The organism is Sabulicella glaciei, from assembly GCF_026183895.1.
Taxonomy (GTDB): domain Bacteria; phylum Pseudomonadota; class Alphaproteobacteria; order Acetobacterales; family Acetobacteraceae; genus Roseococcus; species Roseococcus glaciei.
Genome location: NZ_JAPFQI010000001.1, coordinates 207,043 through 221,360, shown reverse-complemented (window position 1 = coordinate 221,360; position 14,318 = coordinate 207,043). Strand labels below are relative to the sequence as shown.

Below are 14,318 nucleotides of genomic sequence, written 5' to 3'. Positions count from 1 at the left end.
GCGTGACGGGAACCGGCATCGACCCCGCGACCGCGTGTGCGGCCGCGTCGATCACGATCGCGGGGCTGTTTCATGAGCGGGTGCGCCGCGAGGGCCATGCCGTGGCGCTGGAGGAGGATGGGCGCCTCCTCACTTGCGCCGCGCTGAAGGACCGCGTGGACCGGCTCTGCGGCGTCCTCTCGGCGCGCGGGGTCGGCCGCGGCGACCGCCTCGCCATCCTTTCGGAGAACCGGACCGAGTTCATCGAGGCGCTGCTGGCCTGCGCGGAACTCGGCGCCATCCTCGCCTGCCAGAACTGGCGCCAGTCGGGGGAGGAGCTGACGCACTGCCTCACCCTCGCCGAGCCGCGACTGACCATCGTCTCGCCGGGCTTCGCGTCGCGGCTTGCCGCGACCGGGCTTGGCGGTCCCACCCTGCTTCTCGGCGAGGAATACGAGGCCGCCCTGTGCGCGCAGGTGCCGCGCGACCCCGCCTCCCCGGCCGAGCCGGAGGACGGGCTCGTCATCCTCTACACCTCCGGCACGACCGGCATGCCGAAGGGTGCCTTGGTCTCGCACCGTGCCATGATCGCGCGCGGCGTCATCGCGCGGCTCGACGGCAATTTCTTTCCAGGCCGAAGCTTCGTCTGCTGGTCGCCGCTCTTCCACATGGCCGGGCTCGACAACGCGATCACCGCCGTGACGCAGGGCGCCAAGGTCATCCTGCAGAACGGCTTCCAGGCAGCGCGTCTGCTCGAGATCGCGGCGCGCGAGGAGCTGGGCTGGCTGTCCCTGATGCCGGGCACGACCGCGCAGGTGATCGCCGAGGCGCGCGCCATGCAGCTCCGCCCCAAGGGGATCTCGGTCATCGGCGCCATGCCCGACTTGGTTCCGCCTGGGGAGATTGCCGAGATCACGGCGCTGCTCGGCGCGCCCTTCCGCAACACCTTCGGCTCCACCGAGACCGGCATGGCCCCCGCCTCGGCAGGGCGCATCCCCATCGGCGTCGCCCCCGCCTCCTTCGGCAAGACCCAAAGCTCGCTGTGCCAGATCCGCCTGCTCGACGAGCACGGCCATGAGGTTCCCGACGGCACCCCCGGCGAGGTCGCCTTTCGCGGCCCTTCCCTGTTCTCCGGCTACTGGCGCAACGAGACCGCCAACCAGGAGGCCTTCCGCGGCGGTTGGTACCACATGGGCGACGTGCTGCGCCGCAACCCCGACGGCACCTTCGACTACGTCGACCGCCGCAAGTACCTGATCAAGTCGGGCGGCGAGAACATCTACCCCGCCGAGATCGAGCGCGTCCTGCTCGCCCACCCCCAGGTGGCCGACGCCGCCGTGGTGCGACGCAAGGACCCCCGCTGGGGCGAGGTGCCCGTCGCCTTCGTGCTGCCCCGCGCGCCCGGGCTTTCGGCCGACGACCTCCTCGCCGCCTGCCGCGCCCGCATCGCCTCCTACAAGCTGCCGCGCGAGATCCGCTTCGTCACCGAAAGCGACCTCCCACGCTCCACCACAGGAAAGATCATGCGACACAAATTGGAAGAAACATTGAAGGACAAGAACGGCGGCTGACGTCGCCCCGGGATGAAGGAGGAGACGAAACAATGATTGGACGCCGCACCCTGCTGGCCGCCCTGCCAGCCGCGCTTCCCGTGCACCGTGCCGCCGCGCAGGAGTTTCCCTCCCGCCGCGTCACGATCGTGGTGCCCTACCCGCCCGGCGGCACGACGGACGCCATGGCACGCATGCTGGCGCAGCGCATCACCGGGCCGCTCGGCCAGCCCGTGGTGGTGGAGAACCGCGCCGGCGCCAACACCGTGATCGCGGCGGAGCACGTGGCGCGCGCCGAGCCGGATGGGCACACGATCCTCGTCTCCTCCGGCACCACGCATACGCTCAACCCGCTCCTGAACCGCTCACTCCCCTACAAGCCCGAGGATTTCGCGCCGGTCGCCCTCGTTTCGCGCGTGCCCTTGACGCTCCTCGCGCGCAAGGATCTCCCGGGGACGCTGCCGGAGTTCACCGCCTGGGCGAAGTCGCGCGGCGCCGCGGTGAACGCGGGCACGAACGGCCCGACCAGCATCCACCACCTCACCGTCCTGATGCTGAACCAGGCTCTCGGCCTCTCGCTGCAAGGCGTTCCCTACCGGGGGGATTCCCAACAGATCGTGGACCTGCTGGCCGGGCGGATCGACCTCGCGGTGGTGGGCGGCGGCACCAGCATCGCCGCGCACCGCAACGACCAGGGCCGCATCCTCGCCTTCACAGGCGGCCAGCGCCTGCCGAGCCTTCCGGACGTGCCCACGCTCAGCGAATCCACGCCCGACCTGCTGGCGCAGACCTGGTTCGGATTGATGGTCCCGGCCCGGACGCCACGCCCTGCCATCGACCGCCTGAACCAGGTGGTGGTCGCCGCCCTCGGCGACGCGGAGCTGCGGCAGCGCCTGGAGGCGGACGGCCAATTCGTGTCCGGCCCCACCACGCCCGAGCAGGTCTCCACCTTCCTGCGCGAGGATGCGGAGCGCTGGGCCCCGATCGTCCGCGGCATCGAGCGCCGCCCGGAATGAGGCTCGACTTCACGCCCGAGGAACTCGCCTTCCGTGAGGAAGTCCGCGAATTCGCCGCCAGGGCGGCGCCGGACGCGATGCGGCGCAAGGTGCGCGACGGCGAGGAGCTGACCAAGGACGAGTTCGTCGCGTGGCAGCGCATCATGCAGGCCCGCGGCTGGGCCGCGCCCTCCTGGCCACGCGAGCATGGCGGGACGGGCTGGACCCTGTCGCAGCGGCACATCTTCGAGGAGGAGATGGCCGCGGCCGACTGCCCGCAGCAGGCGCATTTCGGGCTCAGCCTGATCGGACCCGTGCTCTACACCTTCGGCGACGAGGAGCAGCGCCGGCGGCACCTCCCGGGCATCCTTTCCGGGGATGTCTGGTGGTGCCAGGGCTACTCGGAACGCCAGGCGGGCTCCGACCTCGCCGCCTTGCAGACCCATGCGGTGCGCGACGGCGACGACTATGTGGTGAACGGGCACAAGATCTGGGTCACCTACGCGCACTGGGCGGACATGATTTTCGCCCTGGTTCGCACCTCGCGCGAGGAAAAGCGCCAGCGCGGCATCTCCATGCTGCTGATCCCGATGGACGCGAAGGGCGTGACCGTGCGCCCCATCGAGACGATCGACCGTAACCACCAGATCAACGAGATCCTCCTGGACGACGTGCGCGTCCCGGTCGCGAACCGCGTGGGCGCCGAAGGGGCAGGCTGGGGCTACGGCAAATTCCTTCTCGCCCGCGAACGCGGGGTCGGTGCCACGCAGCGGCGCCTCCGCCGCGCGGTGGAAAGGCTGCGCGACCGGCTGCGCCGCGCGCCCGGTCCCGACGGACGCCCTCTGGCCGAAGACGCCCTCTTCGCGGACCGGCTGACGCAACTCGAGATCGAGGTGATCGGGCTGGAGGTGACAGTGCTGCGGGTGTTGGCCGAGCTGGAGGCCGGGCACGAGCCGGATGCCCGATCCTCCATGCTGAAGATCCGCTCGGCCGAGCTGCTGCAACGGATCACCGAGATGGCAGTGGAAGCGGGAGGCACTGAGGCCATGCCCTTCGTCCCGCTGGATGACGCGACCTTGCCGCCCGGCGCGGCGCATGCGGTGCGTAACTATCTCTACACCCGCGCCACGACGATCTTCGGCGGCAGCGCCGAGATCCAGCGCAACGTGATCGCCCGGCAGATTCTCGGGCTCTAGCGAGGCTCCATGGACTTCTCCCTCACTACGGAGCAGCAGATGCTGTCCGACAGCGTTGCCCGCTTCGCGCGTGGCGGCACGGAGGCTAGTTGGGCCACGATGGCGGCGCTGTGCTGGACGGCAATCGCGATCCCCGAGGCCTCGGGCGGCCTCGGCGGCAGCGCCGTCGAGGTGATGATCATCATGGAGGGGCTTGGGCGCGGCCTCGTCGCACAGCCCTTCGCCGAAAGCTGCGTGCTGTGCCCGACGCTGCTGACGGAGCTGGGAGAAGGACACCGGCCCGAGCTGCAAGGGATGGCCAGCGGCACACTTCGCGCCGCCTTTGCCGGGGCGGAGGCGGAGACGCGATTCGATCCGCTCAATCCGCGGCTTCGCGCGGGGCGGAGGCCGGATGGCTGGATCCTAGACGGGGTGAAATCCTTCGTCCCGGACGGAGCGGCGGCCGACCATTTCCTCGTTACCGCGCGGACCGGCAGCGAAGGTCCCTCCGTCTTCCGGGTCCCGCGCGACGCGCCAGGACTGGAGCGCGAGGATTTCCTCTGCTTCGACGGCCATCCCGCCTCGCGGCTCCGCTTCACCGGAACAGCGCTTCCGGCAGATGCGCTGCTGGGCGCGGAGGGCGGCGCGGGCCCCGCCATCGAACTCGCGCTGGACCGCGCCACGGCGGCCCTCTGCGCCGAGGCCCTGGGCGCGATGGAAGCGCTGCGCGAGGCGACGGCGGAGCACCTCCGCACGCGCCAGCAATTCGGCCAGCCCCTCGCAGGGTTCCAGGTGCTGCAGCACCGGCTGGTGGACATGTTCCTGGCCTGCGAGGAGGCACGCTCCATGACCCTGCTCGCCACGCTGCGCCTGGAGGCGGAGCGGCGCGAACGGATCCGCGCCGTCTCCGCCGCCAAGGCGCGCATCGCGCAGCTGGCGCGGTCCGTCGCGTATCAGGCGATCCAGCTTCACGGCGCCATGGGCATGTGCGAGGAGTTCACGGTCGGCCGCCAGGCCAAGCGGCTGATCGCCATCGGCATGCTCTACGGCGATGCCGACCACCACCGCCGTCGCTTCGCCTGCGCGTGAAAGGCCTGAGATGACCGACCTCCCCTTCCGCTCCCTCCGCGTCGCCGAGCTGGGAACCGGCGCCGCCCTGGCCTATGCCGGCAAGCTCTTCGCGGATTTCGGCGCCGAGGTGTTCAAGCTGGAGCCGCCCGAAGGCGATCCAATGCGCCGCGAGCCCCCGCTGGTCGAGACGGGCGACGGCGCTGAATCCGCCCTTTTCGCCTGGCTCAACACCAACAAGCGCGGGATGACGGGAAGCCCGGCACGGCTGCGCGCCGTCGCTGCCGGGTGCGACGTGATCCTGGACGGAAGGCCGCGCGCGGAGCGGGAGGCGCTCCCCCTCGGACGGACCGACCAGGTGGTCGTGGAGATTTCCTGGTTCGGCGATCACGGCCCGTATCGCGACTTCCGCATGACCGATCCGCTCTGCCGTGCCCTGGCGGGCGTCTTCGCCGCGACCGGGCCGCGCGAGGGGCCGCCCGTGATGCTGGGCGGCATCGCGGCGCAGGTCATGGGCGCCCTGGCCGCCTTCAACGCCGCGGCCGCGCAGCTTCTGTCGGGCCATGCCGCGCGGCTGGAGGTCAGCATCCACGAGGCCAATGTCTGCGTGGCCGAGTACCAGGCCACGCAGGGCCTGGTGAATCCCGAGGCGGAGCAGCGCCATGGCGTCAACCGCTTCGCCCCCACCAGCCCACTCGGCGTGTATCGCTGCAAGGAGGGCTGGCTGGGCATCACCGTGGTGACGCCGGCCCAGTTCCGCTCCCTGTGCGAGATGGTCGGCGCCCCGGAGCTGGGGCGCGACCCGGGCCTCCTCGTCGGGCTGGACCGGCTGCGCCGCGCGGATGAGCTGGAGGCGGTATTCGCGCCACGCCTGCTCGAGCGGACAGCCGCAGAGTGGTTCGAGGAAGCGATCCGCCGTCGCCTTCCCTTCGCCGTCGTGCCCGACATGGCGCAGCTTCTCGAGACTCCCACGCATCGGGCGCGCAAGGCCTTCGCCACGGTACGGATCGGCGGTGCCCGCTTCGAGGGGCCGGCCCTGCCGCAATACCTGACCCGCACCCCGCCGCTGAAGGAGGGTGTTGCGCCGCGTCTCGGCGAGCACGACGCCCTTCCCTCGCCCGACCGGCGCCCGTCCCTGCCGTCCGCCTCGCCCGGCGCGCTTCCCTTGGCCGGGCTGCGTATCCTGGACCTGTCCATGGGCTGGGCCGGCCCGCTCTGCACGCGCCAGCTTGCCGACCTCGGCGCGGAGGTGCTGAAGGTCGAGGCTTGCCAGTACCCCGACTGGTGGCGCGGCGTGGACCCGCGCCCGGAATTCTTCGCCCGCCAGGGCTATGAGCGCGACCCGCGCTTCAGCGCGCTCAACCGCAACAAGACCGGCATCACGCTGGACCTGTCCTCGCCCGAAGGGGCGGCGCTGCTGAAGCGGCTGGTGCGCGACGTGGATGCAGTCGTGGAGAACTACGCCCGCGAGGTACTACCGAAGCTCGGCCTGGATTATCCGGCGCTGTCGGCGGAGCGGCCCGACCTCGTGATGGTCTCCATGCCGGCCTTCGGCGGCGAGGGCCCGTGGCGCGATGCCCGCGCCTATGGCTCCACGCTGGAGCACGCTTCCGGCCTCCCCAGCGTGTCCGGCGAGGCCCATTGGCCGCCCACCACCAACCATGTCGCCTATGGCGACCCCGTGGGCGGCATGAACGCGGCCGCAGCCTTGCTCGCCGCGCTGCTGCACCGGCGCCGGACGGGGGTCGGGCAGCATGTCGACCTCGCCCAGGTGGAGTGCATGTTTCCCCTGCTAGCCCCTTGGCTCGTCGCCCAGTCGACGACGGGCTCGCCGGGCCCACGGCATGGCAACCGGCACGCGACCCAGGTGCCGCATGGCTGCTTTCCTTGCGCAGGCGGCGAATGGCTCGCCCTTGCCGTGGAGGACGACGCGGCCTGGGCGCGCCTGTGCGGCGTCATCGCGCGGCTGGATCTCGGGGGCGACCCGGGCCTCGCCACGCTGGAGGGGCGCCGGACGCGGGAAGCGGAACTCGAGGCGGCCCTGTTGGCCTGGACGGGCGCGCGGGAGGCGGACGCAGCCATGTCGGAGCTCCAGGCAGCCGGCGTCGCGGCGGCCACGGTGCGGCGCCCCACGACACTGTGGCACGATCCGCATCTCAACGCCCGTGGCTTCTGGCAGCATACCGAGCGCGCCTTCCTGGGTCCCCATCAGCAGCCCTCGGCGCCGCTCCGCGTGGCGGGCCAGGGGCCCTACCCCATCCGCCGGGCCGCGCCCACCCTTGGAGAAAGCAACGAGGAAGTGCTGGCCGGGCGGCTCGGCCTCGACGCCGCTGCCATGGCGCGTCTCGCCCGGTCTGGCGTCATCGGATGCAAGGCCATCCCGGTTTCCGAGCGGAAGTCGCGCGCAGCTGCAGGTTGACCGGAGGCCCCGGGCAAAGCCGCCCGGCCCGCTTGCGGCGAGATCGGCCTCTCGCCGCCACGCGGCACGCCACACGCTTGGGGAAGAAGGGGATCGCGGCGACGTCGATTCCGTGACCCCGGCCCGTCAGTTCATCCGCAGGTTGAGGCGCCGCACGATCTCCTGCTCCCGCACCACTTGCTGCCGCACGAAGTTCGAGTAGGCCTCGCTGTCCATGTAGACGACGGGCTGATCCAGCCCTTCCAGGTATTTCAGCGAATCCGGATGGTAGAGCGCCTCCTTGAACGCATCGTGCAGCGTCCGGACCACCGCCGGGTCCATGCCCTTCGGCCCCGCAAGCCCATAGGGCGAGGTGGCGACGATGTCGTAGCCCAGCTCCTTCAGGGTCGGCGCGTCGGGGTAGCGGCGAATGCGGTCGGCGGTCCAGACATTCAGCAGGCGCAACTGCCCGGCCTGCACCAGCGACGACCAGTGGCTGGCCGTCGCGACGGCATGGATCTGCCCGCCGAGCAGGGCATTGGTGAGCTCGCTGCCGCCGCGGAACGGCACATGCAGCCACTCGACCTTCTCCTGCTCCGCGATGCGGTCCATCACCACTTGGGATTCGGTGCCGATGCCCGGCGAGCCGTAGGAAATCTCCCCAGGCCGCTGCCGCGCTGCAGCCACGAGGTCCTGCCAGGTGCGGTACGGCGAGTCCGCGCGCACCACGAGGCCGAAGGTGTAACCGGTCAGGCAGATGTTGTAGGTGAGGTCGTTCACCGGATCATACGGCATGCGCGCCATCATGTAGGGCACGCGGAAGACCGAGCCCGGTATCTGCGCCAGCGCATGCCCATCCGGGCTTTCGGTGGTGACGGCGCGCGCCGCGAGCGTTCCGTTGGCGCCGGACTTGCTCTCGATCACCACGGGCTGACCCAGGCGCGGCGACACGATCTCCGACAGGACGCGCGTGTAGACATTGGGCCCCGGCGCCCAGGCGCCGAAGATGCGGATGGGGCGGTTCGGGAAGGGCTGGTCGCGACGCTGCGCGAAGGCCGGTGCGGCCAGGCTCGCGGCGGCGCCGGCCAGGACCGTGCGCCGGCCGATGGGTCCGGGGATGTCTCGCATGATCGTTTCCTCCTGATCTTCTGGGGTGGGCGCGGCGGTTCAGGCGACGGCGGACACCTCTGCCGCCAGCGTCTCCAGGTGGTGGTCCACGTTGCCGAAGAGCGTGTCGATCGCCGCGAGGCGCTTGAAGTAGTGCCCCGCCGCGTACTCCGTCGCGATGCCGATGCCGCCATGCATCTGCACCGCGTGCTGCCCGATCAGCTTCGCCGAGCGGCCGATCTGCACCTTCACCGCCGACATGGCGGAGCGACGCTCGGGCGTGGGCTCGTCCAGCATCATGGTCGCGTACATCGCCATGCTGCGCGCCTGCTCCAGCGCCACCATCATGTCGGAGGCGCGGTGCTGCAGCACCTGGAACTGGCCGATGGCGCGGCCGAATTGGTGGCGCGTCTTCAGGTATTCGAGCGTCAGGGCATGGAGCGCCGACATGCACCCCACCGCCTCCGCTGCCAGGGCGGCGATGGCCTCGTCCACCACCCGCTCGACCAGCGGAAGCCCCTCCGCCGGATCGCCGAGCACGGAATCCGGCCCAACGCGCACGCCGGAAAGCGTCACCTCCGCCGCGCGCTGCCCGTCCACGGTCGCGTAGCCCTGGCGCAGCAGGCCCGGCGCACTTGCTGGCACCAAGAACACGCCGATCCCCGCCCGGTCCGATCGCGCGCCGGAGGTCCGGGCCGTGACCACGACCCAGTCGGCGGTGTCGCCATGCAGGACGACGCGCTTGCGTCCCTCCAGAACCCAGCCATCGCCATCACGCCGGGCCTCCGTCGCGACGTCGGAGAGGGAGTAGCGCGACTGGGTCTCCATCTGGGCGAAGGCGACCAGCGCTTCCCCCGCCGCGATCTGCGGGACCAGCGCCCTGCGCTGCGCCTCCGAGGCGCCGTGACGCAGGAAGCCGCCGCCGAGCACGACCGTGGTGAACCATGGCTCCAGCGTCAGCGCCTCACCCAGCGCCTCGGCGACCAGCATCGCTTCCACCGGGCCGCCGCCGAAGCCACCATCGGCCTCCTCGAAGGGGAGGCCGAGCAGGCCAAGCTCCGCGTAGCTGCGCCAAATCTTGCGGCTCCAGCCCTCCGGCGCCGCCATCGCGGCATTGCGCTGCGTGAAGCCGTAGCGGTCCGCCAGCAACCGGCGCAGGCTTTCCTGGAGAAGGCGCTGCTCCTCCGAAAGGTCAAAATTCATGCTCAGAGTCCCATAAAGGCCTTGGACATGATCTGCCGCTGGATCTCGTTCGTGCCGCCAAAGATCGAGAGCTTGCGCCAGTTGAAATAGACGGGGGCGATGGTCCGCGCCCAATCCTCCATCAGCCCGGGCTCGTTCGTGCCATCCATCTCCGGGTCGGCCAGGGCCGGCAGCGCGTAGGGGCCTGCCACCTCCATCATCAGCTCCGTGATGGACTGCGCGATCTCCGAGCCCCGCAGCTTCAGAATGGAGGAAGCAGGATCGGCGTTGCGCGACTCCCCGGCCCGCTTCGACGCGGCGAGGACGCGCAGCACCGTCATCTCCAGCGCCTTCAGCTCTACCTCGATGCCGGCGATCTTCTCGCGGATGCGCGGGGAATCGATCAGCCGCCGCCCGCCCTCCTCCACCTGCGAGGCGACGTATTTCAGCCGGCGCAGCCGCTCCTTGCTGACGCCCACCCGCGCGGCGCCCGTGCGCTCATGGCCAAGCAGGAGCTTCGCGCAATCCCAGCCGCGATTCTCCTCGCCGACCAGGTTCTCGACGGGAACGCGGACATCGTCGAAGAAAACCTCGTTTACCTCGTGCCCGCCATCGATGGTGATGATGGGCCGCACCGTGATGCCCGGCGTCCTCATGTCGATCAGGAGAAAGGAAATCCCCTCCTGCTGCTTCGCCTCGGGATCGGTGCGGACGAGGCAGAAGATCCAGTCGGCATGCTGGGCGTAGGTCGTCCAGGTCTTCTGGCCGTTGACGACGTAATGCTCGCCCTCCCGCACCGCGCGCGTCTTGAGCGAGGCAAGGTCCGATCCCGCGCCGGGCTCCGAGAAGCCCTGACACCACCAGTCGTCGATGTTGCGGATGCGCGGCAGGAAGCGTCGCTTCTGCGCCTCGGTCCCGAATGCGATGAGGATGGGGCCGACCATGTTGGTGCCGAAGCCAACGGGCTGCGGCGCTGGAGTCTGCTGCAGTTCCTCGCGGAAGATGTAGCGCTGCACGGCGGTCCAGCCGGTTCCGCCGTGCTCCTCCGGTCAGTCGGGCACGGCCCAGCCGCGCGCGTTCAGCATGCGCTGCCAGGCGACCGTCTGCGCCTTGGTTGGCACCCGTCCCTCGACCATGCGTTGCCGTGTGTCGGCGGGCAGGTTGGCGTCGATGAACCCGCGCACCTCGGCGCGGAAGGCGCGCTCCTGCGGCGTGTACCTCAGATCCATGCGTTGCTCCGCTTCCTCGTTCCGCTCTGCCGCCCGGATTCCCGACCGAACGGTCGGTCGGGTGGATGCTATGGTCAACCAGTCCTGTTCGACAAGCGATGTGTCAGGCCGCGCCGCCCAGCACGTAGGATGCACCGCAGCGCTCGCAGATGGCGCGGATATGCCGGTCGAGCGCCGCCGGGATCGGGATGCCGTGCCGCAGGCGACGCTCGCGCTCCTCCTCCTCCGGGTCTCCGGCGACGAGGACCGGCTTCGCCGGATCGGCGGGCGGCGTCGCGTGCAGCACGTCGATCGCGTCGTCCAGGTCTTCCTCGAAGGCGCCGTCCTCGCGGAAGGCCTTCGGGTCCAGCGCCATGAAGAAATGGCCGAGATCGTCGGGGTCGGTCGGCTTCTGCGTGCGGTTCCGGATCGGCGAGAAGGAGGAGCCGACAAGCGTCCCGCCCAGGATGTGCACCATCATCGCCAGGCCGTAGCCCTTGTGGCTCGCCATCTCCGGCGTGCCGCCGAGCGGCGTCAGGCCGCCCTCCGGCCGCTTCTGCAGCACTTCCATGCCTTCCGCCGCGTCGGTGACGGGACGGCCTTCGCCATCCACCATCCATCCCGCCGGGAGGGGGCGCCCATTCAGGTCATGGACCTTGATCTTGCCGGCCGCGGTCGTCGTGGTCGCCATGTCCAGCACAAAGGGCCGGTTGCGCTTCGTCGGTGCCGCAAAGGCCAGCGGATTGGTGCCCAGCACCGGCACCGAGCCCCGCGTCGGCACCATGGTCACGCCACGCGTCGCGCTGGTGACGAGCCCGATCACGCCGCGCCGTGCGGCGATGCGCGCATAGACCCCCGCCGCGCCGAAATGGTGCGAGTTGCGCACGCCCACGATGCCGACACCGGCCGCGAGCGCCTTGTCCACGGCAAGGTTCATGGCGAAGGCGGAAACCGAATGCCCCAGCCCCGCCATCCCGTTCACCATGGCGGTGCAGGCCGTCTCCCTCTCCACCTTCGGCGGGGTGCGGAGGTCCAGCTTTCCTTCCTGCATGCGTTGCTCGTAGGTCATCATCATCGAGATGCCGTGGCTGTCCACGCCGAACAGGTCGGTCTCGACCATCAGCTTGGCCGTCGTCGCGGCCAGGTCGGGCGCCATGTTCCAGGCATGCAGCACCCCGAGGATCTGTTCCCGGACCCGATCCGCCGGGACACGGAGGGCGTGGCTGACGGATTGGTTCATGCTGCGAAGATCCTCCGTGAGCGGCGTTCCACCGCGAGCCACCGGTCACCCTCGCGACGCAGGCGGTCCACGTGGGCCGAGATCGAAAGCGGCTGCGACAGCGGCGCGGGTCCGGTTCCGCCTTCACCGTCATGGCGGTAGACCAGCGTCATGTAGCGCAGGGTCGCGCTGCGCTCGTCCGCCAGATCCACCACCAGGTTCTGCACCAGATGCGCGGTGACCCGGCCCGCGGGCCGCTCCGCCAGCGCGGCGCGGACCTCGTCCGGTCCGGTCAGCATCTTGCCCTGGCGGTGCCAGGAACCCTCCGGCGCCATGCTGGCGGCAACGCCCGCATAGTCGGAGGCATCCAGCGCCGCGTAGAAGCGGTGAACCGCCTGCTGGCAGCCGATCAGGAGCGCGGCACGGCGCAACTCGTCCATCGCTACGCCTCCTCGGCGACCGGGTTTCGGAGCGTGCCGATGCCGGAGACCTCCACCTCGACCACGTCGCCGGGCTTCAGCCAGAGCGGGGGATCGCGGTGGAGCGCGACACCTTCCGGCGTTCCCGTGGCGATGACGTCGCCGGGCGCCAGCGGCGTAATGGTCGAGATGTATTCGATGAGGAAGGGGATGTCGTAGATCAGCTCCCCCGTGCTGGCCCGCTGCACCTGCTCGCCGTTCAGGCGCGTGGTCAGGGTGAGGGCTGTGGGGTCGGGGATCTCGTCCGCCGTGACCATCCAGGGCCCGAGCGGTCCGGTGGCGTGAAAGTTCTTGCCGGAGGTGGTGGTGTGCTTCTGCCAATCCCGCACGCTGCCATCGTTGAAGCAGGCATAGCCCGCGACATGTTCCATCGCCCGCGCGGCGGGGATGTGCCGCCCTGGCTTGCCGATGATGACGGCAAGCTCCCCCTCGAAATCGAGATGGGCAGAAACGAGCGGACGCCGCATGGGCTGGCCATGGCCGAGTAGCGTATCGTTCCAGCGCGAGAAGACACGGGGGAATTCCGGCGGCGCCCGCCCCGCCGCCTCGCCCACATGGGAGCGGTAGTTCAGGCCGATGCCGATGATCTTGGCGGCATCGGGAACAACCGGCAGGAACTCGACCTCTGCCAGCGCGTGATCCGGCGGTGCCCGGGCCAGGTCCTGCAGCAGGGGCAAGGCCTCCTTCCAGCCGGCCAGCATGCCACGCACGCCGCCGAACCGCCCGCCGAAGCGGCGCCCCAGATCCAGCACGCCCTGGTCGGTGGCGAGCCCGAAGGACGGCCCGCGAGCCGTCGCGAAACTCATCAGGCGCAATCGCGTCCCTCCCCGCCCGGCCTCAGGGGCTACTCGGCCGCCTGCATCGGCGGCAGCGAGGCGCGGAGGAACTCGGGATCGAAGATCTTGTCGGCCAGCACTTGGCAGCGCTTCATCAGGCGATGCTCGTTCGGGCCATAATTCGGGATCGCGTTGTGAAGCGTCCCGATATTGTCCCAGATCAGCAGGTCGCCTTCGGTCCACACATGGGCGTAGAGGAAGCGCGGCTGAAGCTGGTGGGCGAAGAGCTGCTCCAGCACCGCGTCGCTTTCTCGTTCGTCGAGCTCGTTGATGTGGATCGCGTAGCCGGGGTTGCAGTACAGCACCTTCCGGCCGGTGATCGGATGCGTCAGGAACACCGGATGGACCGAGGGCGGGCGCGCCGCGCGCTGCTCGGGCGTCAGCGGGGCTCGCGAGCTGCCCTTCTTGCGCATCTCGTCCCAGAACTTGTTGAAGTCGTGCGTCGCGGTCGCATCGCGCAGCCGTTCCTTCAGCGCGGGGTCCAGCTCGTCATAGGCAGCGTGCATGTTGGCGAAGACCGTGTCGCCCAGGGGCTTGCCGTCGCGATGCGGCACCTTCCAGGCGTTCAGCACGTTCACGAACCCCATCAGGTCCCGGTAGGACATGTCGGTGTGCCAGTCCTGCCCGGCATCGCCGATGCCGATGGGCTGCCCGTTCTCGATGATGTTGGACAGAATGCCGACCTCAGGCACCTGCGGGTCGTGGAACTTGCCGGTGACGGAGCGCTGGATGCTGCCGAAGCGCTGCGAGAAGTCGCGCAGCGCCGCGGGCTCCAGACGCTGCCCGGGAAAGCACAGCACGCCATGCGAGCCCAATGCCCGCAGGATCCCCGCGAACTCGCCATCGCCGAGTGGCTTCGAGAGGTCGATCCCGGTGACGCGCGCCCCCAGCGTTTGTCCCGTGGGTTGGATGTTCATGATGCGCCTCCTCCCTGACCATGCCGCTTCAGACGTATGGGGAGCCGGGCTTGCGGGATGCCAGCTATTCCCCATAAGCGGGAATTTCTGAAATCCCGCATATTGGGAATAGCTAACATTGCGCTACGCTGCTGTGCAAGCGTTCTCGTGCGACGCAGACTCCGGCGGGCCGGCGACCAGGGGGGCGGATGCAAGGTTCGGAAAC

The 14,318-nt window shown here is 70.0% G+C and carries 13 protein-coding genes; 5 read left to right on the top strand and 8 right to left on the bottom strand.

The genetic code is table 11. From position 1 onward, the window contains the following. The first annotated feature begins 2 nt into the window (after nt 1-2). From OF850_RS00970 to OF850_RS00950, 5 genes are read left to right on the top strand one after another with little or no spacing between them, the layout of a single operon-like run. The gene (locus OF850_RS00970; protein WP_301587792.1) at nt 3-1,550 is read left to right on the top strand and encodes a class I adenylate-forming enzyme family protein; all 1,548 of its coding nucleotides are present in this window, start codon (nt 3-5) and stop codon (nt 1,548-1,550) included. Nucleotides 1,551-1,582: 32 nt separating this feature from the next. Beyond that, a complete protein-coding gene (locus OF850_RS00965; RefSeq protein ID WP_301587791.1) occupies nt 1,583-2,545 on the top strand; it encodes a Bug family tripartite tricarboxylate transporter substrate binding protein in 963 nt (320 codons plus the stop codon). After that, entirely contained in the window at nt 2,542-3,720 is a 1,179-nt protein-coding gene (locus OF850_RS00960) for an acyl-CoA dehydrogenase family protein (protein ID WP_301587790.1), read from the top strand. Before OF850_RS00965 ends, OF850_RS00960 begins: the two co-directional genes overlap by 4 nt. A gap of 9 nt (nt 3,721-3,729) precedes the next feature. After that, a complete protein-coding gene (locus OF850_RS00955; protein ID WP_301587789.1) occupies nt 3,730-4,788 on the top strand; it encodes an acyl-CoA dehydrogenase family protein in 1,059 nt (352 codons plus the stop codon). A gap of 10 nt (nt 4,789-4,798) precedes the next feature. Then, nucleotides 4,799-7,186: a CaiB/BaiF CoA-transferase family protein gene (locus tag OF850_RS00950; RefSeq protein WP_301587788.1), complete on the top strand. Its 2,388-nt coding sequence runs from the start codon at nt 4,799-4,801 to the stop codon at nt 7,184-7,186. Nucleotides 7,187-7,312: 126 nt separating this feature from the next. Here the strand turns inward: OF850_RS00950 and OF850_RS00945 are convergent, their stop codons facing one another. The 8 genes from OF850_RS00945 to OF850_RS00915 form a co-directional block, all read right to left on the bottom strand. Continuing rightward, the gene (locus OF850_RS00945) at nt 7,313-8,293 is read right to left on the bottom strand and encodes a tripartite tricarboxylate transporter substrate binding protein (RefSeq protein ID WP_301587787.1); all 981 of its coding nucleotides are present in this window, start codon (nt 8,291-8,293) and stop codon (nt 7,313-7,315) included. Nucleotides 8,294-8,332: 39 nt separating this feature from the next. Further along, a complete protein-coding gene (locus OF850_RS00940; protein WP_301587786.1) occupies nt 8,333-9,475 on the bottom strand; it encodes an acyl-CoA dehydrogenase family protein in 1,143 nt (380 codons plus the stop codon). 2 nt (nt 9,476-9,477) lie between these two features. Next, on the bottom strand, nt 9,478-10,470 hold the full coding sequence (locus OF850_RS00935; protein ID WP_456313490.1) for an acyl-CoA dehydrogenase family protein: 993 nt from the start codon (nt 10,468-10,470) through the stop codon (nt 9,478-9,480). Nucleotides 10,471-10,503: 33 nt separating this feature from the next. After that, the gene (locus OF850_RS23590) at nt 10,504-10,683 is read right to left on the bottom strand and encodes a hypothetical protein (protein ID WP_368044667.1); all 180 of its coding nucleotides are present in this window, start codon (nt 10,681-10,683) and stop codon (nt 10,504-10,506) included. A 103-nt stretch (nt 10,684-10,786) separates the two neighbouring features. Beyond that, on the bottom strand, nt 10,787-11,902 hold the full coding sequence (locus OF850_RS00930) for an Ldh family oxidoreductase (protein ID WP_301587785.1): 1,116 nt from the start codon (nt 11,900-11,902) through the stop codon (nt 10,787-10,789). Next, nucleotides 11,899-12,321, bottom strand: a complete 423-nt coding sequence (locus tag OF850_RS00925) for a nuclear transport factor 2 family protein (RefSeq protein ID WP_301587784.1) — start codon at nt 12,319-12,321, stop codon at nt 11,899-11,901. Before OF850_RS00925 ends, OF850_RS00930 begins: the two co-directional genes overlap by 4 nt. 2 nt (nt 12,322-12,323) lie before the next feature. Further along, entirely contained in the window at nt 12,324-13,166 is an 843-nt protein-coding gene (locus OF850_RS00920) for a fumarylacetoacetate hydrolase family protein (RefSeq protein ID WP_301587783.1), read from the bottom strand. A gap of 38 nt (nt 13,167-13,204) precedes the next feature. After that, on the bottom strand, nt 13,205-14,113 hold the full coding sequence (locus OF850_RS00915) for a TauD/TfdA dioxygenase family protein (protein WP_301587782.1): 909 nt from the start codon (nt 14,111-14,113) through the stop codon (nt 13,205-13,207). Nucleotides 14,114-14,318 lie beyond the last annotated feature (205 nt).